Source organism: Janthinobacterium pasteuri (assembly GCF_051380775.1).
Lineage (GTDB): Bacteria > Pseudomonadota > Gammaproteobacteria > Burkholderiales > Burkholderiaceae_D > Janthinobacterium.
In genome coordinates this window covers 91,652-115,346 of the sequence record NZ_JBNYXS010000012.1, presented here as the reverse complement: position 1 = coordinate 115,346, position 23,695 = coordinate 91,652, and the positions used below count along the sequence as shown (strand labels likewise).

Below are 23,695 nucleotides of genomic sequence, written 5' to 3'. Positions count from 1 at the left end.
ATGCCGGATGCCTTACACCGACTCGCCCTGCTCGAAAGCATACTCGGTGCCGTCAACCTGGGTGCCATCGTGCTCGACGAGCAGCACCGCATCGTGCTGTGGAACCACTGGATGGCACGCCACTCGGCGTGCCAGGCCGACGCCGTGCTGGGCCAGGACTTCTTCGCCGTCTATCCGGAACTGCGGCACAAGCGCATCGATTCGGCCATCCGCCAGGCCCTGCGCGACAATTTCCAGTCGCTGCTGTCGCAAACCCTGCACAAGGCGCCGTTTGCCCTGTACACGCATGGTGCGGCGGAAGGCCAGGAACGCATGCAGCAGGCTATCGCCGTCACGCCGATCAATCTACCCGGTTCGCCACGCCACTGCCTGATCCAGATCAATGATGTCACCATCGCCGTGGGCCGCGAAAAGCTGCTGCGCGAACAGACCATGGTCTTGCGCTCGCAAACCTTTTCCGACGGCTTGACGGGCATCGCCAACCGCCGCCACTTCGACGTGGCGATCGAAAAGGAAATGCGGCGCGCCATGCGCACCAGCAGCCCGCTGTCGCTGCTGATGATCGACATCGACCATTTCAAGGATTACAACGACCATTACGGCCACCAGCAGGGCGACGACTGCCTGATCCGCGTGGCAGCCGAACTGGCCGCCATGCTGCAGCGCCCCACCGACCTGCTGGCGCGCTATGGCGGCGAGGAATTTGCCGCCATCTTGCCCGATACGGACGCGACGCAGGCGCTGCGCATGGCCGAGGCGATCCGCCAGCGGGCGGCCGGACTGCACATTGCGCATGCCAAGACGGGCAATGACGTCAAGCACATCACGGTCAGCATCGGCATCGCCACGCAGCACCCGCAGCAGCCGCTGGCCATCTCCGCCCTGATCGGCGCCGCCGACCGCGCCCTGTACCTGGCCAAGGGCGCCGGGCGCAACCGTGTGATGGTACAGCCGCTGTAGGAAAGCAACGCCGGGCACATAATTCCTGTAGACATCTCTGCGGCGGATGCGTAGACTCGTTCCTTATTGCAGCAAAAACAACAAGGATTTATCAGCGGTATCTTTCATGCACATGCTCCATGCATGCGCGGATACTGCCAGGAGTGCTTGTGAACCTCGACCTGCCCCTCAAATCCCGCCTGCCGGGCACCGGCCTGGATACGACCATGGTCAATGGCATGCGCCTGCTGTTGTCGAGCGCCACCTTGCTGACCCTGTTCATCGATCCCGAAAGCGTCGGCAAACTGAGCAAGATCACCTGGCTGATCTTTTCCGCCTACACCGTGCACAGCCTGCTGCTTTACGTGCTGGCACTGCTGGGCTTCAGCCTGCCCCAGGACATCTTGTTGTACTGGCTGGATGTGGCCTGGTATGCGCTGATCGTCTTCTCCAGCAGCAACCACAGCAACCTGTTTTTCCTGTTTTTCTTCTTTGCCATCCTGACCTCGTCGTTCCAGCGCGGCTTCGAGGAAGGCGCGCGCATTACCCTGGCATCGGCCGGCCTGTTCGCCGCCACCGCGCTGTTCGGCGAAACGGATGCGGAACTGTCGCGCCTGCTACTGCGCACCACCTTCTTGCTGGCACTCGGCTACATGATCGCTTACTGGGGCGGCTCGGCCATCACGCAGCGCAGCCACCTGGCCCTGCTGCGCGATGTCAGCCAGCTGTCTAACCCCCGCTTCGGCGTCGACCAGACCATCACCTCGGTGCTGGAAAAGACCCGCAGCTATTTCCATGCCCGCAGCTGCCTGCTGGCGATGCAGGACAAGGGGGTGCCGCACTGGTCACTGCGCAGTGCCGTGCATACGGACACGGAGTTGGTCACGACCAGCGCCATCCTCAGCGATGAGGCGGCCAGCCCCTTGCTGGCCTTTCCGCCCGAAAAGATCGTGCTCTACAACCGCCCCCTGTCCAGCTGGCTGCCGTGGACAGGCGGCGTACGTACGCTGGACGCGGACAGCGGGCGCTGGCTGCGGCATGACGAGACGGCCGGCGCCAGCCTGGCCGAGCTGCTCGAAGCGCACTCCTTCATCAGCGCGCCCTTGCCTTTGCGCAATGGAACGGGCCGCCTCTACATCGTTTCCACTTCCAGCCTGAGCAAGACCGACGCCCTTTTCCTCAGCCATATCGGCGCACAGGCGTTTCCCGTCATTGAAAACATCGAGCTGCTCGACCGCCTGGCGTCGCAGGCGGCTTCGCGCGAGCGCGAAAAGATCGCGCGCGACCTGCACGACACGGCCATCCAGCCATATATCGGCCTGCGCCACGGTCTGGCCGCCCTGCGCAACGAGGCCCTGCCCGGCAACCCCCTGCTGCCGGAACTGGAAAAACTGATCCTCATATCGGGCCAGGTGATCACGGACCTGCGCAGCTATGCGCGCACGTTCAAGAACGGCCAGGTGCAAAGCGAGCCGGAACTGCTGGTCGCGCTGCGGCGTCAGGCGGCGCAGATTCACGAATTCTATGGCATAGCCATCACCCTGCATATCAAAGGCGACCTGCATATCAACGACCGCCTGGCGGCCGAGGTGTTCCAGATCGTCAACGAGGGCATGAGCAATATCCGCAAGCATACGTCGGCGCGCCACGGCGCCGTCAAGCTGACCTGCGTGCAGGGCGCGCTGCACATCAGCATCGACAATGAATGCGCGGCCGCGCACGTGCCCGATTTCCTGCCCGACTCACTGGCCGAACGCGCCGCCGCGCTGGGTGGCAGCGCCAGGGTCACGCACCACACTTTGGGCAACACCTCCGTCCAGATCGAGATTCCGATATGAATGACCGCCCCCCCCCATCCAACACCGCCATCCGCGTCATGCTGGTAGATGACCACAAGACCATGCTGTGGGGCCTGGAACGGCTGATCGGCGGTGAACATTCCGGCATGCAGGTGGTCGCCACGGCGTGCGACAGCGCCAGCACGCTGGCGCAGGCGGCCTTCACCTGTCCCGACGTGATCGTGCTGGACCTGGACCTGGGTGGCGTCAGCTCGCTGGCCATCATTCCGCAGTTGCTCCAAAACGGCAGTACGCGCATCCTCGTGCTGACAGGCAGCCACGACCAGGCCGTCATGGAGCAAGCCATGCTCCATGGCGCGCGCGGCATCATCAGCAAGGATGCGCCACCGGAACTGGTGCTCAAAGCCATCGAAAAGGTCAGCCATGGCGAGCTATGGCTGGAGCAAGCCATGCTAGGGCGCATGATGACGCAGCTGACCCAGCCCGGTGGCGGCTCGGCGCAGGCCATCGCCGTCGCCAGCCTGACCCTCAAGGAAAGAAAGATCATTGCCGCCCTGGTGCACGGCAGCGGCACGCCGGCCAAGCTGCTGGCAGACCAATTGTTCATCTCCGAACACACTTTGCGCAACCACCTGACCTCGATCTACCGCAAGCTGGGCGTCTACAACCGCCTGGAACTGTACGCCTACGCGACCAAGCACCGCCTGGGCGAACTGCCTCCCGCCGCCTGACCTCTCCCGCCTGAGCGCCGGCCGCTCGCGCAATTTCCTGCCATTCCCGCGTCTCCCGGGCCCTGCCGCCGGCGGCTGGCCATGCCCTGCGCGTGGCGGCCTCGGGCAGGACAATTGTCACGAAAAAATCGAGCAATTCCTCCTGTCATAAACGGGAGATTCTTCTGATGTAGATCAACGCCTCGACTTCTATAGTGACTGTACCAGTGTCCATTCCGCCACCAGTCGCAGTCCACCCAGACGGAGTACAGCATGCGTTTTGACAAGTACCTCCCCTCGCGCCTGGCCACGTATCTGCAAGGCAAGGAAAAAGCGGCGTTTTACCGCTATGCGCTGACGGCAGCGCTGGTGGTGGTGGTCTGCATCATCGGACTGCTGGCATTGGGGCAAAGTCCATGATGCCGCCGTTCACGGCAACCATGTTGTTCAACTTTTGTCGTTCCCTGCAGTTCTCTTTTACTCTAGGAGTCATCATGAATTCCATCAAAAATTTCATCCGCGAAGAAGATGGCGTGACCGCAATTGAATATGGCCTGATCGCCGCCTTGATCGCCGTTGTCATCATCGCCTCGGTCACCATCGTCGGCACGCAACTGCGCACTACGTTCACGAAGATCGGTACGGCCCTGACCACTGCCAATAAGTAAGCGCGGTACTCCGGGCAAGGCAGCAGCCTTGTCCGGAATGCAGCAGCTGGCACGCCGCCTTGACCGCCCATCCGCATTGCCATCCATCGACTGCGAGGCCCATCGTGAATTCTCTGCTGTCCTGCCTGTACGAGGATACTGCCGTCACGGCGCTGGAATACGCGCTGCTGGCAGGACTGCTGGCCGTGGTCATCGTCGCTGCCGTGAGCCTCGCCGGCGACAGCCTGGCCCTGCTGTTTACCACCATCAAGGACCAGGTCATCCTGGCGCTGTCATGACTATCCCAGCGAGCCTGCGCGCATCCCTGCACAGCCACCGTGCGCTGTTGCTGCTGGTGCTGGCCTACACGGCCGTGGTCCTGCTGCTGGCCGGCAGCAAGCCGACACGCCACGAGATCGCCCCCCTGCTGGCCAGCTTTGCCCTGGCCGCGCTGACCGGCCCCGTCTTCCTGCTGTGCGCCTGGACAGGCTACGTGATGTGCATGCTGCGTCCCGCACGACTGTGCCATTTCCTCTACCAGGCACTGCGCCGCCACCTGCACCGCGAGCGCCTGCTGCATGCGCTGCCTGCGCTGCTGCTCGTGCCGCTGTTCGCTCTCAGCTTTACCACGTTCAAGGCCGCCATTCCCCGCCTGCATCCGTTTGACTGGGACGCCCGCCTGTCGGCCATCGACGTCGCCCTGCATGGCGGCACGGCCCCGTGGGCCTGGCTGCAGCCGCTGCTGGGCCATCCTTTGCTGACAGGCCTGCTCAACGTGGCCTACCATTTCTGGTTCCTGCTGTTTTACGCACTGCTGTACTGGCTCATCCTCGATATCCGCCGGCCCCTGCTGCGCATGCAGTTCTTGCTCAGCTTTACCATCGCCTGGATCGTCCTGGGTAGCGTGCTGGCCGTCCTGTTTTCCTCCGCCGGACCCTGCTATTACGGCCACTTCCATGCCAGCGATCCGTATGCGCCGCTGATGGCTTACCTGCAGGAAAGCAACCACCGCATTCCCGTCTGGGCCCTGAAGGTGCAGGACATGCTGTGGCAGGGCTACCAGAGCGGCGGCACCATTGGCGAACTGGGCATTTCTGCCATGCCCAGCATGCACGTGGCCACCTCCGTACTGATGACCCTGGTCGCCTGGCCCATCCGCCGCACCGCCGGCATCGCCCTGGCCGCCTTTAGCGTGCTGATTATGCTCGGATCGGTCCATCTGGGCTGGCATTACGCGCTGGACGGCTATGCGGGGGCCATCGGTGCCGTCGCCATCTGGCAAGCGGTGGGCGTGGCCCTGCGCAGGAGCGCCGTGCCCGCCAGTCGGCAAAAAGACCTGGTTGTTTGCCTCAACAAGGAAAGGCTGACGCCATGAACGCCCATCCTGTCATGCTGCTGTGCCTGGCCATTCTGGCCACCCTGCTCGCCGCCGCGCTATGGCACGACCTGCGCACGCGCCGCATCCCCAACCTGCTGGTGCTGTGGGGCACGCTGGCGGGGCTGATCCTGAACAGCTTCGTGCCGTCCGGCGCCGGCCTGTTCGACACCGCCTTCGGCGGCCTGGGATTGCTGCAAGCGCTGGCCGGCGCCGCTGCCGGACTGGCACTGCTGCTGCCCATGTACCTGCTGCGCGCCCTGGGCGCCGGCGACGTCAAGCTGATGGCCATGTGCGGCGCCTTCCTCGGTCCCGACGCCGTACTGGAAGCGGCCCTGCTGACCTTCCTGTGCGGCGGCGTACTGGCCCTGGCCGCCGCGCTGGCAGGCCGCCGCCTGCGCCTGGTGCTGCGCAACACCTACCACATGATGCTGGGCGCGCTGCTGCACAGCATTGCCGGCGGCGCCGCCACGCTCGCCGAACCGCCGCCCGCCACGGGCAAGCTGGCCTACGCCTTCGCCATTGCCAGCGGCACCGCGCTGCAGATGCTCCTGCAATACAACCATCTGTGGAGCTTGCGCTGAAACGCGCCGCTCCGACGACCAGCCACCACAGGACCCGACCATGGACACCCTCGCCACCCTCTGCCACTCGCGTCGCGCCAGCCTGCTCACCAGCATCGCCATGGCCGGACTGTGGGTATTCTTTGCCAGTGCGCACGTGGTGGGCTATTTACACAGCGACGACTGGAGCTATTTGCTGTTCTGCGCCGCCGAAACCCTCGCCGCCCTGTTCTTCGTCGTGCGCTCAGCCCCCGTCAGCGTTTCCACCGATGCGAGCGACTGGCTGCTGGCCATCGGGGCCACCTTTGCCCCCTTCCTGCTCTCGCCTGCCGACATGGCCATCTGGCCCGGCGCGCGTTACCTGCTGGCCATCGGCAGCCTGCTGCAGATCGCCGGCCTGCTATCACTGAACCGCAGCTTCGGCCTGGTGGCGGCGCAGCGCGAGATCAAGACGGGCGGCGTCTACCGCGTCATCCGCCATCCCCTGTATGCCAGCTACCTGATTTCCCTGAGCGGCTACCTGCTGGCCAACACCTCGCCCGCCAACACCATCATCTATGTTGCGACCATGAGCATGATGGTGCTGCGCCTGCTGCGCGAGGAGCGCTTCCTGTCCACCGACGTGCGCTACCGCGTCTACATGCGGCAAGTGAAGTACCGGCTGCTGCCGTTCATCTTCTGACCTCACCATCCGGCAAAGGAGCGATCATCATGCCCGATACCTACCCAGAAGCGCCTGCCGACGGCAGCATCATGCCGGCCATGCAGCGCGCACCGCGCAACGTGGCCGAAACGGGCCTGCCCTTCCTGTTCCTGGTGGAACTGCTGGTGAAGGTCATGTTCCTGCGTGGCCAGATCGGCTTGCCGGCCCTGTCGTCGCACGTCAAACTGGGCGCCGGCGTACTCGAACCACTGCTGACCTTCATGCGCGCCGAAAAACTGTGCGAAGTGCAGCGCAACGGCTACAGCGGCACGGATGCCGACCAGCACTATCACCTGGTCGACCAGGGCCGCCTGCGCGCCGCCGACTATTTGCGGCGCAATGCCTACAGCGGCCCGGCCCCCGTCACGCTGGCCCACTACAGCGCGCAGGTGCTGGCGCAAAGCGTGGCGCACATGCACGTTACGCGGGAAAGCATGATGCAACAGTTTCACGACGTGGTGGCCTGCACATCGGTGCTCGAGCAGTTGGGTGCGGCCATGAATTCGGGCCGCGCACTGTTCCTGCACGGCCCCGCCGGCAGCGGCAAGACGTATCTGGCCGAGCGCCTGCATGGTTTGCTCAGCGGCACCATCGCCCTGCCGCACGCGGTGATGGTCGATGGCGAGGTGCTGCCCTTCCTCGACCCCATGCTGCACACGCTGGCCACCGACGTGGCGCCGCCGGCCGACCCGCGCTGGGTGCGTGCCTGGCGCCCCACCGTCCTGACGGGCGGCGAACTGACGCTCGACATGCTCGACCTGCAATTCGATCCCGGTGCCCGCCTGTACCAGGCACCGCCACACCTGAAGGCCAACAACGGCATCTTCATCATCGATGACCTGGGCCGCCAGCGCTGCTCGCCCGTGGAGCTGATGAACCGCTGGATCGTGCCAATGGCGCGCCGCGTCGATTATCTGTCGCTGCACACGGGCTACAAATTTCCCGTTCCCTTCGACGTGATCGTCGTATTTTCCTCGAACCTGGCGCCGCAGCAACTGGCCGACGACTCCTTCCTGCGCCGTATCGGCTACAAGATCCATGTCGGGGAATTGAGCGGTTACCACTACGAAGCCGTGTTCCGCCACGTCTGCGAACAATTCGGCATGACCTTCAATCTTGCTGCCTACCACTACCTGCTGCAGCTGCACGGCCAGCACGCGCGGCCCCTGCTGGCCTGCTATCCACGCGACATATTGGCCCAGCTGTGCGACGTGGCCCGCTATGAGGGCCGCCCGCCACGGCTCGAAGCCGACGCGCTGCACTGGGCCTGGAACAATTATTTCGGCGCCGCCGACGGCTCCGCCGGCATACAGAACGGACCGGCTGCGGTCCTGCATAAAGGAGTATCAAAATGAGAAACGCACGCGCTCTGACAATGATGGCCTTCGCGGTCATCCTGGCGTTCGTGGCGGTCATCGTGGCCGCGCGCTGGATCAATGCCCAGGCCTCGGGCAATACCAACAAGGTCGCTGTCGCCATGGTCGACATCAGCCTGGGCGCGCGCATTGCGCCGGAAATGGTGCGCATGGTCGACTGGCCCAGCAGCGCGCTGCCGCCGGGCGCCATCAACGACCCGAAACTGCTCGATGCGCGCGTCACGCGCACCAGCATCCAGCACGGCGAACCGATCATGGAAAGCAAGCTGGCACCGCCCGGCACCCAGGGCGGCCTGTCGGCCGTGGTGGGCGAAGGCAAGCGCGCCATGACGGTGCGCGTCAATGACGTGGTCGGCGTGGCGGGCTTCGCCCTGCCCGGCAATTACGTCGATATCCTCGTCAACACGCAGGACGACGCGGCCAGGACGGGTACCGGGCGCGACCCCAGCATCTCCAAAATCGTGCTCGAACGCATACTCGTGCTGGCCATCGCGCAGGAATCGAACCGCGACGACACCAAGCCCAAAGTGGTCAATGCCGTGACCCTGGAGCTGACACCCGATCAGACGGAAAAACTCGACCTGGCGCGCAGCGTTGGCACCCTGTCGCTGGTGCTGCGCAACCAGATCGAAGACAAGCCCGTCAACACGGATGGCGCCACCAAGACCAGCCTGCTGGATGCCAAGGTCGCCGCCCAAGTTACCCCCCCCGTACCCCGGCCGGTCATACGCCGCCACGTGGTGCAAGGGCCAGCCGGGCCGCAAGTCGATGTCATCAAGGGGCTGGAACGCAGCTCCCAACAATTCTGAACAACGCCACGCCGATCGTCATCCGATCCGCACCACGAGGAGCACGCCATGAGCACCATGAGCAAACTGAGCACAGCAAACGGGAGCCGCATCCTGCGCATGGCCCTCGCCATCGCCGCCATCGGCGTCCTGACCCCGGCCGCCCATGGCGAAGCGGGCGCACCGGCCACGTCGCCCGGCCTGTCGGCCACGCCGCCCGGCGCCACGGCGGCCCCTGCGGCAGCGGCAACGGTCAGCACGCCGCCACCGAAGGTCGTGCGCCGCGCGCCGCGCGTGAAACCGGTGGCGCAGCAAGCCATGCCGGACCAGATGGGCGGACACGCCGAACTGTCGCGCAACATGGCCCTGGCCGAAGGCAAGTCCACCCTGATGCACCTGCCGTTTCCTGTCGCCCGCGTCTCGGTGGGCGACCCGCGCATCGCCGACGTGATCCTGCTCAATACCACCGATGTCTACCTGCTGGGCAAATCCGTGGGCACGACCAACCTGATCGTGTGGAACCGCAACAATGAAGCGAGCATCATCGACCTGTCCGTCAGCATCGACGCCAGCCTGCTGCAGGCGCGCCTGGCCGAACTGCTGCCGAATGAAAAAGAGCTGCGCGTGACGGTGGCCGGCGACACCCTGATACTGTCGGGCGTCGTCAGCGACACCGTCAAGGCCGACCAGGCGATGTCGCTGGCCAACGCGTATGCGCAACGCGGTTCGCGCCCCGCCGCTGGCACCGCAGCTGCCGGTGCGGCGCCTGCCGCCGCCGGCGCCGCACCCGACCCTTCAGGCGGACCGTCAGCCTCGTCACGCGTGATCAACCTGATGGCGATCGCCGCGCCACAGCAGGTGATGCTGGAAGTCAAAGTGGCGGAAGTGTCGAAAACCCTGGTCGACCAACTTGGCGCCAACCTGGGCCTGAGCAAGACTATCGGCGGCTGGACCTATTCGCTGCTGTCGAACTTGCTCAGCAATAATCCCAGCGGTTTCGGCGCCAGCAACAGCCGCAACGGCAACTTCCTCGGTCTCGATGCGCAAAAGCGCGATGGCTTGATCAAGGTGCTGGCTGAACCGAACATCATGGCCATCAGCGGCCAGGAAGCCAGCTTTCTGGCCGGCGGCAAGATCTTCATCCCCGTCAGCCAGACCAATAATGGTGGCACGCCCACCATCACGCTGGAAGAAAAAGAGTTTGGCGTGGCCGTCAAATTCACCCCCACCGTGCTCGAAGGGGGCCGCATCAACCTGAAAGTGTCGCCGGAAGTATCCGACCTGAACAAGGAAGGCATCGGCATCACGGCTACCGGCATTTCCACTACCGCCATCCTGCCCTCGTTTACCACGCGGCGCGCCACCACCACGGTGCAACTGTTCGATGGCCAGAGCTTTGCCATCGGCGGCTTGATCAAGAACAATGTGACCAGCAACATCAAGGCCTTGCCGGGCCTGGGCGAAGTGCCCGTTCTGGGTGCCCTGTTCCGCAGCACGGACTTCCAGACAGACCGCTCGGAACTGGTCTTCATCATCACGCCACACCTGGTCAAGCCGCTACCGCCCGACTACAAGCTGCCCACCGATCCATATGTGCAACCTACGCGCGGCGACATGTTCATGCAAGGCAAGATGGAAGGCACGGCGCCCGCACCAGCACCAGCGCCGATGCCGCTACCCGCTTCCGCCCCGCCGCCTGCCGCCATGGCCGCGCCCGTGCCGCCAGCCATGCCGGTGGCCATGCCCGTCGCCACGCCGACGGTGACCAGCAATGACCTGCCGCAATACCGCGCCATACCGAAAGCCGATGCGGCCACGTCATCGGCCAGCATTATCGATGATCTCAAATAGGAGCATCTTCATGAAAACCTTCGCAACCACCCTGCCCCGCTGCCTGCTGTGCGCTGCGGTGATCGGCGCACTGGCCGGCTGTGCCGCCACCACCACCCCGGTGCTCGACAGCCATTTCGGCGAGTCGGTGACCTTGCTCAAGCAGCAGCAAATCCTGTATCCGGACGCGGCCAACAATCGCAATCCCGTGCTGGGTCTCGATGGCAAGGCCGCCGTCAGCGGCTACAAGCTGTACCAGAAATCCTTCAGCGCGCCCGATCCGATTCCCGACGTGCTGACGATCGGCGTCAGCAAACGCTGAAGCGTGCCCCATCCACCCAGCCACTGCCGGAGCTTGCCGTGAAAATCTTCATTATTTCCAGTAACGAAAAACAACTGGCCGCGATGACGGCGCTGTTGCGCGAGCGCCACGCGGGCGACGATATCGACAGCGCCGTCGGCAGCCTGGAACGGCTGGCCGGCACGGCTGAAATGGCCGCGCCAGACGCACTGCTGCTGGCGCAGCCCGTCATCGACGATGCCGACCTGGTGCGCATCGAACGCCTGGCCAGCCGCCAGCCCGCCATGGCCATCATCCTGCAGTGCCAGCACCAGGGCAGCGACTTCCTGCTGCAAGCCATGCGCGCGGGCGTGCGCGAAGTGCTGCCGCAAGCCGACAACGGCGCCGCCCTGAATGCGGCGCTGCAGCGCATCGAGGACAAAAGCACGCGCCATGTGCGGCGCGATGGCAAGATCATCGCCTTCGTCTCGTGCAAGGGCGGCAGCGGCGCCACCTTCCTCGCCGCCAACCTGGCATATGCGCTGGCACAGGACAAGCAGCGCGTGGCGCTGTTCGACCTGAACCTGCAGTTTGGCGATGCGGCGCTGTTTGTCTCGGACCAGAAACCGGCCGCCACGCTGTCGCACGTGGCGCAGCAGATCCATCGCCTCGACCCATCCTTCCTCGCCGCCAGCATGGTGCAGGTGACGCCAAACTTCAGCATCCTGGCCGCCCCCGAAGATCCGGGACACGCAAGCGACATCATGCCCGAGCATATCGACCAGCTGCTGCACCTGGCGCGCCACGAATATGACTTCATCGTGCTCGACACGGGCCGCGGCCTCGATGCCATCAGCGTGCGTGCGCTGGACAACGCCGACATGATTTGCCCCGTAGTGCAGGCAACGCTGCCCTACATCCGCGATGGCAAGCGGCTGCTGCAGGTGTTCAAGTCGCTGGAATACCCGACCAGCAAGATTCACCTGATCCTGAACCGCCATGCGGGCGCCGATGAAATCCGAGGGCGCGACCTGGAAGCGGCCTATGGCCAGCAGATCTTCCACTCCATGCCGAATCACTATGCGGTGGCGGCGGCATCGGTCAACCAGGGCGTACCCGTGCTGAAGCTGGCACCCGGCAGCCCGCTGGCCAAATCACTGCAGGAGTGCGCGCGCAAGCTGGGCGGCACGCGCGCGGCCAGCACGCCTGGCCTGTTTTCACGCCTGTTCCAGCGTAACAGGCCCATCCATCTTCGAGGGGAAACAGCATGAGCATCGACATCAATGGCGCCGGACCCAGCCTGCGCGAACGCCTCGGCAGTGCCCCGCCCGCGAACGGCAATACGGCCTTCGGCGCCGTGCGCGGCGGCAGCATCGACAATCCCGCCTACCAGGAACTCAAGCAGCACGTGCACCAGTCCCTGCTCGACCGCATCGACCTGGAAGGCATGCAACGCCTGTCGCAGGAGCAGATACGCGACGACCTGAAGGTCCTGGTGGGGCGCCTGCTGGAAGAAGACAGCGTCGTCATCAATGACCTGGAACGGCGCACCCTGGTGCGCGACATCCAGGACGAAGTGCTGGGCTTCGGCCCGCTCGAACCGCTGCTCAGCGATCCTACCGTCTCGGACATCCTCGTCAACACGCACCGCCAGGTGTATGTCGAACGCCATGGACAGCTCGAGCTGAGCGACATCCGCTTCACCGACGATGCACACCTGATGAAGATCATCGACAAGATCGTCTCGCGCGTGGGGCGGCGCATCGATGAATCAAGCCCCATGGTTGATGCGCGCCTGCCGGACGGTTCGCGCGTGAACGCCATCATCCCGCCGCTGGCGATCGACGGGCCCGTGATGTCGATACGGCGCTTTTCCGCCCAGCCACTGCGGCTTGCCGACCTGGTCGAGCATCACAGCATGACGGCCGAAATGGCACAAATCCTGCAAGGCCTGGGCAAGGCCAAGATCAATATCCTGATCTCGGGCGGCACGGGCAGCGGCAAGACCACCATGCTGAACGCGATATCGGGCTTCATCAGCAGCACGGAACGCATCGTCACCATCGAGGATGCGGCGGAGCTGCAAATGCAGCAGCCGCACGTGATACGCCTGGAAACCCGTCCAGCGAACATCGAAGGCAAGGGCGAAGTGACGCAGCGCGCCCTGGTGCGCAATGCCCTGCGCATGCGGCCAGACCGCATCATCCTGGGCGAGGTGCGCGGTGCCGAGGCGCTCGACATGCTGCAGGCGATGAATACGGGCCATGAGGGTTCGATGGCCACCATCCACGCCAACACGCCGCGCGATGCCCTGACGCGGCTGGAAAACATGATCAGCATGGCCGCCTCCATGTTGCCGGGCAAGGCCATGCGCCAGCAGATCAGCGCAGCCATCGGCGTGGTGGTGCAGGTGGCGCGCCTGACGGACGGCAAGCGCAAGGTGGTGTCGATCCAGGAAATCACGGGCATGGAAGGCGAGATGATCACCATGCAGGAAATCTTCACGTTCCGCCAGACGGGTGTGGCCCAGGACGGTGCCGTCAGCGGCCACTTCCAGGCCAGCGGCGTGCGTCCCCGCTTCCTCGACCGTCTGCGTGCCTTTGGCGTGGTCGTGCCGGAAAGCCTGTTCGATCCCAACCGCCAATACCATTGAGGAGCCACGCCATGGACACCAGTTATTACGTCTTCGGGGCCCTGATCTTCATCGCCGTGCTGCTGCTCGTCATGGGCCTGTACCAGAGCTGGAACAATGTGCGCGGGCCGGAATCGGAACGGGTGGCGCGGCGCCTGCGCGTGATGTCGGCTGGCGCCCACGCGGGCGAGCAGAACACGTCGATGATCAAGCAGCGCCTGCTCAGCGACACACCGGCGCTGCAGAAGCTGCTGCTGGAAGTACCGCGCGTGCATGCACTCGACCGCCTGCTGGAACAGTCAGGGCTGACGTGGAGCGTGGCGCAGTGGTCCATGCTGGTGCTGCTGGCCTTCCTCGTCGGCCTGGTCGGCGCCAGCCTGATCGACCTGCACTGGCTGCTGCGCCTGCTGGTAGCGGCCGCCTGTGCGCTGCTGCCCCTGTACTACATCAAGCGCGCCAAGGCGCACCGCCTGCAGCGCATCGGCCAGCAGTTGCCGGACGCGCTGGAACTCATGAGCCGCGCCCTGCGCGCCGGCCATGCCTTTCCCACGGCCCTGAAAATGGTCGGTGAGGAAATGAACGCGCCGCTGGCCGACGAATTTCGCATCGCCTTCGACGAAGTCAACTTCGGCATCGCCATGCCGGACGCGCTGATGAACCTGGCCACGCGCGTGCCCAGCACGGACGTGCGCTATTTCGTCATCGCCGTGCTGATCCAGCGCGAGACGGGCGGCAACCTGTCGGAATTGCTCGATAGCATCAGTCACATCATCCGCGAACGCATCAAGCTGCTGGGGCAGGTACGCGTGCTGTCGGCCGAGGCGCGGCTGTCGGCGTGGATCCTGGCGCTGCTGCCGTTCGGCGCGGCAGCCATGATCCAGCTGACCAACCCCACCTTCCTGGAGCTGCTGTACCGCGATCCCGGCGGACAGAAGATGCTGGTCGGCGCCCTGCTGCTGATGCTGGCCGGCGTCATCATCATGCGCAAGGTGATCCATATCCGGGTGTGATTTTTTGAGGGGAACGACATCATGACTACCTTGCAAATGGGCTTTCTCGGCTTGCTGTTTGTCGCCGTCTTCGCCGGTGCCATGTTCGTGCTGCTGCTGGCCGTGCCTGACCCGCTGCGCCAGCGCCTCGACAGTGTTGGTGCTGCAGCGCCGGGCGGCGCCCGCCACTGGCTGGCGCATTTCGTCAAGCTGAGCGGACCACTGGCGCGCCTGTCCCTGCCCGAAGACGGCTGGGAGACATCGAAAATACGCTTGCGTTTCATGCACGCGGGACTGCGTCACCCATCGGCGCCGCTGCTGTATTTTGGCGCCAAGACGGCCCTCGCCGTGGGCCTGCCCGTGCTGGTGTTCCTGGGCCTGAGCGTGGCCGGCGTGCATTACAGCAGCACAGCCTTGCTGCTATGGCTGCTGCTAGCGGCCGCTTTCGGCTACTACCTGCCGAACGCCTGGCTGAACCGCCGCATCCGCCTGCGCCAGCGCGACATCTTTGAAAGTTTCCCCGATGCGCTGGACCTGATGACGGTGTGCGTGGAAGCGGGCCTGGCCATGGACGCGGCGCTGGCGCGGGTGGCCTCCGAAATCACGCTGAAAAGCGCCGTGCTGGCCGAAGAACTGCACCTGCTGACACTGGAGCTGCGCGCCGGCAACTCGAAGGAACGGGCCTTGCGCAACCTGGCCCTGCGCACGGGCGTGGAAGATGTCGATGCCCTCGTCGCCATGCTGATCCAGGCCGAACGCTTCGGCACCAGCATCGCCGCCTCGCTGCGCGTGCAATCGGATCAGCTGCGCACCAAGCGGCGCCAGCTGGCAGAAGAGCAGGCCGCGAAAATTGCCCTGAAGCTGCTGTTTCCGCTGATCTTCTTCATCTTCCCTTCCCTGCTGGTGGTGCTCATGGGACCCGCCTTTTTGCAGATCTACCGCGTGCTGCTGCCAGGCATGGCTGGCGGTAACTGATCCAGCCAGCCGCACAGACACTGCAGCGTAGACTACGCTGCAGCCGGGCCCGCCCGCCTGACCGATCAGTCAGGCAGCAGGGCCTCTATCTGGCGCATGCGTTTTAACCAGGCGACATGGATAGGCTCCGCCTGCCTGATCAAGGTCTGGCAAAAGCCGCGAGGCAGCCTGAACGGATCTTCCGCCAGCATGGCCACCAGCAGTTCGTCCTTCGGCTTGTTCAAGGTAATGCCTAGCTCCATGAATTCCGGCTTGCCGAACAGCCCGCCGATCAGGGCGATCATGTCGCCATCCGCATCAATGTCGATCGGGTCGATTTCCCATTCCTTGAGAAGCGTGGACGATTCCTCCAGATACAGCAGGGCAATGCCCAATAGCTGAAAGTAGGTATCTTCACCAAGCATCTCGAACACAGGTCGGGGAATTTTGGACATGCAAGTGACGCACAGCACATACGTCAGCAAACGCAGGCAGGCGATCTTCATATCCGAGCGGCCATGCCGTATCGACTCGGGCAGCTGTCCCATGTGCGCATTCAGCAATTCCATGTGCTGGACCAGCACGAACAGCATCAGCTCTTCGAACCATGCATCATCAGCTTCTTGTTGAGCCGGATCAAATAGCTCGCGCTGAACTTTTTCCAGAAAAGCCTGTTGTACTGCCGGCATGTCCCGCATGCCATCGTCCTTGGCCGCCGCTGGCGGTTCGGCGATCAGGAAGACGACCAGCTTGTCGCGATTCTCCAGCAGGAACTTGCTGAAGCTCTGCTCCGAAAGAACAAATTGCACCACGCGCGGCAGCAAGGCATACAGGATGCCCGACAATTTGAGGATATTCTTGTCGTCGTTCAGCGCCGTCATCGACAGCTCGCCGCCTTTCTCTTTCAAAAGAGGAATGATTTTCGACTTGTTTTGCTCGATGAGGCGGCGGACTGTATCGAGCAACTTGTCCTTGGCACCTGGCGCATCGGCTTCGGCACGCTCGGCGGGCCTCGCCTCGACAGGCGTGACGGGAGCAATGGGAGCGATCGGCGCAACCGGCCTGACGGGAATCACGGCGAGCTGGCTCTCGACAGGCACCTGGAGTGCGGCGACGTGCGCGGGAGCGGGAGCGGCAAGCTGCTGCGCTGCGGCTGGCGCAGCAATGGCGGGTACATCAGGCGGCAGGCTCCTGGAAAGCCTGGCAAAAAAGGGCCCGAGTTCTTTCTCGCCCAGCTGCACCAGCTGCGCGATTTCATTGCCATTGACAAGCAATTTGCGTTTTTGAATGGCAACGCTTTCCGTATGCTTCCAAAAGAACAGACGCGGGGTATCCATCATGACCTTCATCGCAAGCTTGTCCTTGCTGATCATGATGCCTTCCTTGGCGCCGCCGAACAGGGTGTCGTCGATCAGCACGATGACATCCTCGGCGCGCATGCCCTTGCCATAGGAGGCGATGGCGGCGGCTAATTTACTCTCAGGAATATGCGGCGCCACATACAATTTATCCGCATGCAGGAGCGCGGCACTGGCCAGTATCACCTCCGACAAGTCGCCCGCCGCTGGCGCAGGCGACGCTCCGCTGGCAGCGGCGGCAGTGACCCTGGCCGCGGGAAACGGGACAGGTGCCTGCGAACGTGCGTTCAGCCAATCGCCCAGCAGAGAGAACATGCGCTCCAGGACTATCTTGTCGGGCATCGCGAACTTGTACGCTTCACGTCCATTCACATAGGCACGCTGCTTTTCGGCCCGCATCGACTTGATACGGGTGTAGGAAAATTCGACGGGATCGGAAACGCTTCCCTGAAAATAATGCGATCCGCGCAAATCAGGCAGCCATCCTTGCCGCTGCCGAGCATCGTGTCATCGATCACGGCAACGATGTCGATCATCTCCGGATCAAGCTGATACGCATCGAGTGCATTGCTGAGGATTTTCGCCGGAATCGCTGGCGCCACATGAATGCGCTCGGCATTACTGAATTTGTTCGTAGAAAAGAAGTCGCCCAATGTCATACTTTGCCTGCCAAAAAGTTTCCCATAGGATATTTTACTTGGGATCCCCCCGGGCCTGACCTTTTTATTGCAAATAAAATATCTTGTGCGTTAGCATGCATCGCTCATCCGGCGCACTACATGCTGATGCGCAAAATCGCCGAGGCCAGCTTCTCGAAGCACGGTTTCAGTTCATCGGAATTGGCCGCATGGCAGTAAATGCCGACTGGCTGGCTGGCGCCCGCCTTCACGCAGCGCGACAAGGCGTCCGGCGTGTTGGCCATGCACTTGAGGATGTCTTCGCCCTTGTCGCTGGGCGCAGGGCCGTTCGCTTTCGTCAACTCGCTGCCCAGTCCCAGGGTGAACACGTACATTCCCTCGCTGCGAGCCTTGGCGGCGACCGCTTCGAGCAAGTTGCGCGAGGCGCGGTTGACATTGATCCAGGTGGCCGCATTGCTGCTCGTGTCGTTGGTGACGGCACGCGGCGTGGCCGTGATGACGGGGAACTCCTGCAAGGCCGGCAAGTTCGTGGGATTGTGCGCGTTATACCACTGCGGCAAGGCCGCCGCATCGAGGTTCTTGACGATGTTCGTATCCTGGTCGCACTTGCCGGCAGCCGTGGTGCCCTGCTTGTCGATCCGCCACAGGCCGGCCGGCGTGCCTGTGCTGGTGCCATCACCCGTCACCAGCGATCCAGCCGTGGTGCAGTCGGCAGGCTTCTTGAACTTGAAGACGGACGAAATGGTATTGGGCGAACCGTCGGAAAAAAACACGATGACGCGCAGGCTGGAGCGGTTGGCCAGGGCGATGCTGTTGAGCTGGTCGCGACCATTCCACATGCCCTCGGCCGAATTCGTCAAGCCGTCAAACGAATACTTGCCTATGGTGGTCTTCATGCCCGCCTGGTCGAAACCGCGCGCTACCTTGCTGATCGGTGTATCGACTTCGGCGCCGTAAGAAAAATGGATCAGGGCCATGCGGTCCAGCGCCGGATTGAATTTACTGAGAAACAGCTGCGCGCTGCTGATGACGGTGGAGCCGACGGGCGACAGCGAGCCCGAGGTATCCATCACGAAGGCCAGGTCCAGGTCCTTGCGGATGGTCTGCGCCGAGGCGCTGACCGTCAGCAAATTGAAGCCCAGCACGCGCATCAGCGTCACGGGCACGGCGGCCGTGGCCGCCGCATCGATCGTCACCTTGCCAGCGTCAAAGGTCACGCTGGGATCGTTGAAGGTGGGCGTGGCACCCAGGTAGCCGGTGGGGAAATTCGCGGCAAAAAACTTTTGCGCTGCCGCCTGGGCGCTGGCCCGCTGCGCCGCCTCGCCGACACCTTGCGTGACGGCGCGCGCGGCGGCGATGCTGGCCGCATCGACGGCCGCATTGAGCTTGGAGCGGATGATGAAACCCAGGCCGGAATCGATGGCCAGGCCCACCGCGCCGATCAGCACCACCATCGACAGGCCGATGACAATCAGAACTTGCCCCTTTTGTTTTCCAGTCCGCCTGCGTATGCTTTTCATGATGTTCTCCCGGCGCCTGCACAGGCACCTGCGCAATGATGACAGCGTGTCTAAAAAATGGTCTTGGCATACAGATTGCCGCTCAGCTGGGGCGTTTGCGCACCAAAGCCCAGGCTCATGCCGGCAAACAGGATGTTGGCGCGATACAGTCCCTCGACGACATAAATGACTTCGCCATTGGCCAGCTGGTTGCTCATGGCATCGTTGATGGACGAACCCGCGCTGGGGATGCTGGTGCACTTGCCCGTGCCGTCGCTGGCCCAGCTGCTGCAGCTCCACACCTTGCTGGCCTGCTGCGGCCCCTTGGTCCAGCGGTAATGTTCGAGAATGACGTTCTGCTTGCCGGGGCCATTACCCATGATCTTGCTGATGTACATGCTGCCATTGCTGGCCATGTCCAGCGGTGGCGTCGTCATCGCCAGCGCCGTCATGATGGTTTGCGGATCCTGCGACGAGCGCGACGCCAGATTGGCGCCTTCGCGGCTCAGGTTGGTCAATATCATGTCCCCCTGCACGATGCGCGCCAGGTCGAAGACGGGGACGGCCATCATCAGCAGGAAGGGCAGCACCAGGGCGAACTCCACGGCGGCCACGCCCCGCTGGCGGTGCGCGCGCGTCGATGTCCGTTGTTGGATTGGCGTCATCAGAAGGCCTCGTTGCGCATGGTGGCCGCGACGCTGAACGCATACTGGCCGGGCGCACTGGTGGAAGTTTTGGGATTGAGCAAGGCCATCAAGCGCCATGCGGGGGTGATGACGGGCCAGGTACAGTTCACCTGCAAGACGACAATATCGCCGGCCGCGCCGAACATATTGTTGTTGTACGCGGAGGGCGCTTGTGAAACGCCATTGACCACCACCACGGGACTGACCATCGCATACAGGCCCAGCGAGCTGTCGTTGATCTTTCGTAGCACGGCCTCGTAACGCTGCTTGTTGGCGCTGGCCGGGTCAAGGTTGTTTTGCCCCGTGACGGAGTAGCGGGCCCCTTCGCGCACAGCGTACTGCATCGTCAGGTTGACCCAGAACATGATCCCCAGTTCCATGATCATGGCGATGAGGAAAAAGAGGATAGGGGCGATCAAGGCAAATTCCACCAGCGCCGCCCCGCGCCTGGCTTTATTCAGGCGCAACACTCCCCTACAGCTGTTTCTAGTCTGCATGATTTACTCGCTTGGACAGGTTGCTCTCGATCTCGCGTCGAGATTGCAAATAAAACAAATAAATTGTTCTTTGTATAATTTAATTTAGGTAATGCTGAGATGAATGTCAAGGTCTGAATACATGCAAATTAAATACATATGCATGCTTACTTGAAATAACGATAGGAAACGAAATTAGCGCGGCAGCAAGCGGCGGTCGGCGGGGTCGAGCAGGAAGCCTTGCAAGATCTCCTGCAATTGTGGCAGCTTGGCCACGTGGGCGGGGATGCCCAGCTGGCGCGCGCCGAAGTAGTGGGCGATGATGTCGCCCTGCTGCTCCATGTTGAAGTCGGACAGGTTGCCACCGGCCTGCGCGTCGTAGCGGTAGGCGCGCTGCCGGATGTAGCCGCCGCACAGCGCCAGCAGCACGCCATGCAGCAGCACGCCGTAACCGAGCTGGTACTGCCACACGTGCACCATCTCGTGGATGAAGAACAGCTTGCCGCTGTTGCCTTCGCGCGAAAAATCGTCGCGGTACTGGGCCGGCATGAAGTGCAGGCTGCCGCGCGGCGTCATCGCCGTGTTCTGGTCCTGCAAGCCAAATGGTAGAAAGGAGCCGCACACCACGCGCACGCGCGCGTAGTCAATGGCGCCCTGAAAGACGCTGCGCGCCATGGCGGTTTCGCCGATGGTGAGGGGGCGGCGCAGAGCTCGCATGAGGAGTAGGAAAGAAAGCGCGGCAAGCGGGAAGCTTGCCGCGCCGGTGCCGCTTAAGCCAATCGCAGACCACTGGCCGCTTTCGCGATTTCCGTGATGCGGTCCCAGTTGCCGGCCGCGATCGCGTCTTTCGGCGTCAGCCACGAACCGCCCACGCAGGCGACGTTCTTGCACGCCAGGAACTGCGACGCCGTCTCTTGCGAGATGCCGCCCGTCGGGCAGAACGTGATGTCCGGCAGCGGGCCGTAGATGGCGTTGAGCATGCCGATGCCGCCCGCCGGCACGGCCGGGAACAGTTTCAGCTGCTGGAAGCCGTTTTCACGCGCCGCCATCACTTCACCGGGCGTCATCACGCCTGGCAGCAGGGGCAGGCCGCTGCTTTTCGCCGCCGCCACCAGGGCCGACGTCAGGCCTGGCGAGACGCCAAACACGGCGCCCGCGTCGCGCGCCTGGGCGAATTCCTCGGGACGGGTGAGCGTACCGACGCCGACGATGGCGCCCGGCACGGCCGACATGGCGCGAATCGCTTCCAGGCCGTGCTTGGTGCGCAGGGTCACTTCCAGCACGCGGATGCCGCCCGCCACCAGCGCGCGCGCCAGCGGTACGGCGTGTTCAGGATCGTCGATCGCAATCACGGGGATCACGCTCGATGTGCGCATAATTTCCAGTAGTGTCATGGTCATCTCTTATTTCCTAGCCAAAAAGTCTTCATCGGAACCGGGTACGGTATCACCGACATTGTCGGCGTCGTGCAAGGCGACGGTGGTGGGAATCGGCGACGGCAGGCCGAAGGTGGTGGCACCCTCTTCCGCCGCGCTGACGGTGGAACGGAACATGGAAAACAGCTCGCGGCCCATGCCGACGTGATTCGGCGACAGGTCGGCAGTGACCAGCGCACGCGCGTGCCAGACGTCGGCCGGCACCAGCGCCTCAAGCACACCGGTGAAGGCGTCAAGGCGGATGATGTCGCCGTCGCGCACCAGGCCCAGGGGGCCGCCGGCGAGGATTTCAGGCGAGACGTGGATGGCGGCCGGCACCTTGCCCGATGCGCCCGACATGCGGCCATCGGTGACCAGCGCCACGCGGCGGCCCGCATCCTGCAGGTTGGCCAGCGCGGGCGTCAGCGCATGCAGTTCCGGCATGCCGTTGGCGCGCGGGCCCTGGAAGCGCAGCACGGCGACGAAGTCGCGGTCCAGGGTGCCGGCCTTGTAGGCGTTCATGAACTCTTCCTGCGAATTGAACACCAGGGCAGGCGCTTCGACCGTGCGGTGCTGTGGCTTGACGGCCGAGACCTTCATCACGGCGCGGCCCAGGTTACCTGCCACCAGGACCATGCCGCCGTCCGGCGCGAACGGATTCGAGGCGGGACGCAACACGTTTTCGTCGGCGCTGGCGGCCGGTGCATCTTTCCAGAAGACCTTGCCGTCTTCAGCGAGGAACGGTTCCATGCAGTGCGCGCGCAAGCCGTGGCCCAGGATGGTGTTGACGTCTTCGTGCAGCAAGCCCGCGTCCAGCAGTTCGCGGATCAGGTAGCCGGTGCCGCCTGCCGCGTGGAAATGGTTCACGTCGGCGTCGCCGTTCGGATAGATGCGCGTCAGCATCGGCACGATGGCCGACAGTTCATTGAAATCGTTCCAGTCGATGACGATGCCGGCCGCCTTGGCAATCGCTACCAGGTGCAAAGTGTGGTTGGTCGAACCGCCCGTGGCCAGCAAGCCCACGACGGCGTTGACGATACATTTCTCGTCGACGATATGACCGACTGGCAAGTAGCTGGCGCTTTGCGCCGTGATGCCTGCAGCGCGCTGCGCGGCAGCTTTGGTCAGCGCATCGCGCAGCGGCGTGTTCGGCGTGATGAAGGCGGCGCCCGGCAAGTGCAGGCCCATCACTTCCATCAGCATCTGGTTGCTGTTCGCGGTACCGTAGAAGGTACAGGTGCCGGCGCCATGGTAGGCTTTCGACTCGCCTTCGAGCAAGTCTTCGCGCGTGGCCTTGCCTTGTGCATACAACTGGCGCACCTTGGCTTTTTCCTGGTTCGACAGGCCTGACGTCATCGGACCTGCCGGCACGAAGACGGCCGGCAGATGGCCGAAGTGCAGCGCGCCGATCAGCAGGCCCGGCACGATCTTGTCGCACACGCCCAGGTACAGGGCGGCGTCGAACATATTGTGCGACAGCGCCACGGCCGTCGACATGGCGATGGTGTCGCGCGAGAACAGCGACAGTTCCATGCCCGGCTGGCCTTGCGTCACGCCATCGCACATGGCGGGCACGCCGCCGGCGAACTGGGCCACGGCGCCCACTTCGCGCACGGCTTGCTTGATGATTTGCGGAAAGCCTTCGAAGGGCTGGTGCGCCGACAGCATGTCATTATATGACGACACAATCGCCACGGAAGGCTTCTTGTATTCCTTCAGCGACAGCTTGTCGTTGGCGGGAAAGGCGGCAAAGCCGTGCGCCAGGTTGGTACACGACAGGGCGCCGCGCTGCACGCCCTGGATGCGGGCAGCATCCAGATGCGCCAGGTAGGCGCCGCGCGATGGCCGGCTGCGCGCGATGATGCGCGCTGTTACGGATTCGACTACTGGATGCAGCGCCATATGAATTTCCTTAAAAATGAGTATTTCGTGAAATTTTACTACAAAATGGTCGCGCAGAAGCACTCTTGCAGTGGCCAGTGGCAGAAATAATCCATTTTTCCGCGACCTTTCAAGGCAAAACAACAGCGTGCCACGC

The 23,695-nt window shown here is 63.5% G+C and carries 25 protein-coding genes; 17 read left to right on the top strand and 8 right to left on the bottom strand.

The features are described 5' to 3' along the window. From ACQ4WN_RS14235 to ACQ4WN_RS14155, 17 genes are all read left to right on the top strand, one after another. Entirely contained in the window at positions 1-960 is a 960-nt protein-coding gene (locus ACQ4WN_RS14235; RefSeq protein WP_436552124.1) for a GGDEF domain-containing protein, read from the top strand. Positions 961-1,109: 149 nt separating this feature from the next. Next, positions 1,110-2,777, top strand: a complete 1,668-nt coding sequence (locus ACQ4WN_RS14230; protein ID WP_436552123.1) for a sensor histidine kinase — start codon at positions 1,110-1,112, stop codon at positions 2,775-2,777. Then, positions 2,774-3,469 carry a response regulator gene (locus tag ACQ4WN_RS14225; protein WP_436552122.1) on the top strand — a complete coding sequence of 232 codons (696 nt, stop codon included), beginning with the start codon at positions 2,774-2,776 and terminating at the stop codon, positions 3,467-3,469. The genes ACQ4WN_RS14230 and ACQ4WN_RS14225 overlap by 4 nt, the downstream gene beginning before the upstream one ends. Positions 3,470-3,721: 252 nt before the next feature. Further along, positions 3,722-3,868, top strand: coding sequence for a hypothetical protein (locus ACQ4WN_RS14220; protein WP_167468693.1), 147 nt, complete (start codon positions 3,722-3,724; stop codon positions 3,866-3,868). A gap of 74 nt (positions 3,869-3,942) precedes the next feature. Continuing rightward, positions 3,943-4,116, top strand: coding sequence for a Flp family type IVb pilin (locus ACQ4WN_RS14215; RefSeq protein ID WP_436552121.1), 174 nt, complete (start codon positions 3,943-3,945; stop codon positions 4,114-4,116). Positions 4,117-4,220: 104 nt separating this feature from the next. Continuing rightward, positions 4,221-4,394: a Flp family type IVb pilin gene (locus tag ACQ4WN_RS14210; RefSeq protein WP_436552120.1), complete on the top strand. Its 174-nt coding sequence runs from the start codon at positions 4,221-4,223 to the stop codon at positions 4,392-4,394. Further along, the gene (locus tag ACQ4WN_RS14205; protein ID WP_436552119.1) at positions 4,391-5,470 is read left to right on the top strand and encodes a phosphatase PAP2 family protein; all 1,080 of its coding nucleotides are present in this window, start codon (positions 4,391-4,393) and stop codon (positions 5,468-5,470) included. The genes ACQ4WN_RS14210 and ACQ4WN_RS14205 overlap by 4 nt, the downstream gene beginning before the upstream one ends. Beyond that, the gene (locus tag ACQ4WN_RS14200) at positions 5,467-6,054 is read left to right on the top strand and encodes a prepilin peptidase (RefSeq protein ID WP_436552118.1); all 588 of its coding nucleotides are present in this window, start codon (positions 5,467-5,469) and stop codon (positions 6,052-6,054) included. The genes ACQ4WN_RS14205 and ACQ4WN_RS14200 overlap by 4 nt, the downstream gene beginning before the upstream one ends. Positions 6,055-6,094: 40 nt before the next feature. Further along, positions 6,095-6,715 carry a methyltransferase family protein gene (locus tag ACQ4WN_RS14195; RefSeq protein ID WP_436552117.1) on the top strand — a complete coding sequence of 207 codons (621 nt, stop codon included), beginning with the start codon at positions 6,095-6,097 and terminating at the stop codon, positions 6,713-6,715. Positions 6,716-6,744: 29 nt separating this feature from the next. After that, positions 6,745-8,091, top strand: coding sequence for an ATP-binding protein (locus ACQ4WN_RS14190; protein ID WP_436552116.1), 1,347 nt, complete (start codon positions 6,745-6,747; stop codon positions 8,089-8,091). Then, the gene (gene cpaB, locus ACQ4WN_RS14185) at positions 8,088-8,921 is read left to right on the top strand and encodes a Flp pilus assembly protein CpaB (protein WP_436552115.1); all 834 of its coding nucleotides are present in this window, start codon (positions 8,088-8,090) and stop codon (positions 8,919-8,921) included. Before ACQ4WN_RS14190 ends, cpaB begins: the two co-directional genes overlap by 4 nt. A gap of 48 nt (positions 8,922-8,969) precedes the next feature. After that, entirely contained in the window at positions 8,970-10,751 is a 1,782-nt protein-coding gene (locus ACQ4WN_RS14180; RefSeq protein ID WP_436552114.1) for a type II and III secretion system protein family protein, read from the top strand. Between the two features lie 10 nt (positions 10,752-10,761). Continuing rightward, positions 10,762-11,052 carry a pilus assembly protein gene (locus ACQ4WN_RS14175; protein ID WP_436552113.1) on the top strand — a complete coding sequence of 97 codons (291 nt, stop codon included), beginning with the start codon at positions 10,762-10,764 and terminating at the stop codon, positions 11,050-11,052. Between the two features lie 38 nt (positions 11,053-11,090). Continuing rightward, positions 11,091-12,281 carry a CpaE/TadZ family protein gene (locus tag ACQ4WN_RS14170; protein ID WP_436552112.1) on the top strand — a complete coding sequence of 397 codons (1,191 nt, stop codon included), beginning with the start codon at positions 11,091-11,093 and terminating at the stop codon, positions 12,279-12,281. Further along, complete coding sequence (locus ACQ4WN_RS14165; RefSeq protein WP_436552111.1) at positions 12,278-13,663, top strand: TadA family conjugal transfer-associated ATPase; 1,386 nt, start codon at positions 12,278-12,280, stop codon at positions 13,661-13,663. The genes ACQ4WN_RS14170 and ACQ4WN_RS14165 overlap by 4 nt, the downstream gene beginning before the upstream one ends. Before the next feature lie 11 nt (positions 13,664-13,674). Further along, on the top strand, positions 13,675-14,652 hold the full coding sequence (locus ACQ4WN_RS14160; RefSeq protein ID WP_436552110.1) for a type II secretion system F family protein: 978 nt from the start codon (positions 13,675-13,677) through the stop codon (positions 14,650-14,652). A 21-nt stretch (positions 14,653-14,673) separates the two neighbouring features. Next, on the top strand, positions 14,674-15,606 hold the full coding sequence (locus tag ACQ4WN_RS14155; RefSeq protein WP_436552109.1) for a type II secretion system F family protein: 933 nt from the start codon (positions 14,674-14,676) through the stop codon (positions 15,604-15,606). 65 nt (positions 15,607-15,671) lie between these two features. Here ACQ4WN_RS14155 and ACQ4WN_RS14150 read toward each other — a convergent pair whose 3' ends face one another. The 8 genes from ACQ4WN_RS14150 to edd form a co-directional block, all read right to left on the bottom strand. Further along, positions 15,672-17,342: a hypothetical protein gene (locus ACQ4WN_RS14150; protein WP_436552108.1), complete on the bottom strand. Its 1,671-nt coding sequence runs from the start codon at positions 17,340-17,342 to the stop codon at positions 15,672-15,674. After that, a complete protein-coding gene (locus ACQ4WN_RS14145) occupies positions 17,312-17,602 on the bottom strand; it encodes a hypothetical protein (protein WP_436552107.1) in 291 nt (96 codons plus the stop codon). Before ACQ4WN_RS14145 ends, ACQ4WN_RS14150 begins: the two co-directional genes overlap by 31 nt. Positions 17,603-17,718: 116 nt before the next feature. Beyond that, positions 17,719-19,101 (bottom strand): vWA domain-containing protein, encoded by a 1,383-nt coding sequence (locus ACQ4WN_RS14140; protein WP_436552106.1) that lies wholly within the window; start codon positions 19,099-19,101, stop codon positions 17,719-17,721. A gap of 50 nt (positions 19,102-19,151) precedes the next feature. Next, positions 19,152-19,745, bottom strand: a complete 594-nt coding sequence (locus ACQ4WN_RS14135; protein WP_436552105.1) for a TadE/TadG family type IV pilus assembly protein — start codon at positions 19,743-19,745, stop codon at positions 19,152-19,154. Further along, the gene (locus ACQ4WN_RS14130) at positions 19,745-20,233 is read right to left on the bottom strand and encodes a TadE/TadG family type IV pilus assembly protein (RefSeq protein ID WP_436552104.1); all 489 of its coding nucleotides are present in this window, start codon (positions 20,231-20,233) and stop codon (positions 19,745-19,747) included. The genes ACQ4WN_RS14135 and ACQ4WN_RS14130 overlap by 1 nt, the downstream gene beginning before the upstream one ends. A gap of 204 nt (positions 20,234-20,437) precedes the next feature. Further along, positions 20,438-20,959, bottom strand: a complete 522-nt coding sequence (locus ACQ4WN_RS14125; protein WP_436552103.1) for a Rhs element Vgr protein — start codon at positions 20,957-20,959, stop codon at positions 20,438-20,440. A gap of 53 nt (positions 20,960-21,012) precedes the next feature. Then, positions 21,013-21,642, bottom strand: coding sequence for a bifunctional 4-hydroxy-2-oxoglutarate aldolase/2-dehydro-3-deoxy-phosphogluconate aldolase (gene eda, locus ACQ4WN_RS14120; RefSeq protein WP_071075891.1), 630 nt, complete (start codon positions 21,640-21,642; stop codon positions 21,013-21,015). Positions 21,643-21,645: 3 nt separating this feature from the next. Further along, positions 21,646-23,559: a phosphogluconate dehydratase gene (gene edd, locus ACQ4WN_RS14115; RefSeq protein ID WP_436552102.1), complete on the bottom strand. Its 1,914-nt coding sequence runs from the start codon at positions 23,557-23,559 to the stop codon at positions 21,646-21,648. Between the last annotated feature and the right edge of the window lie 136 nt (positions 23,560-23,695).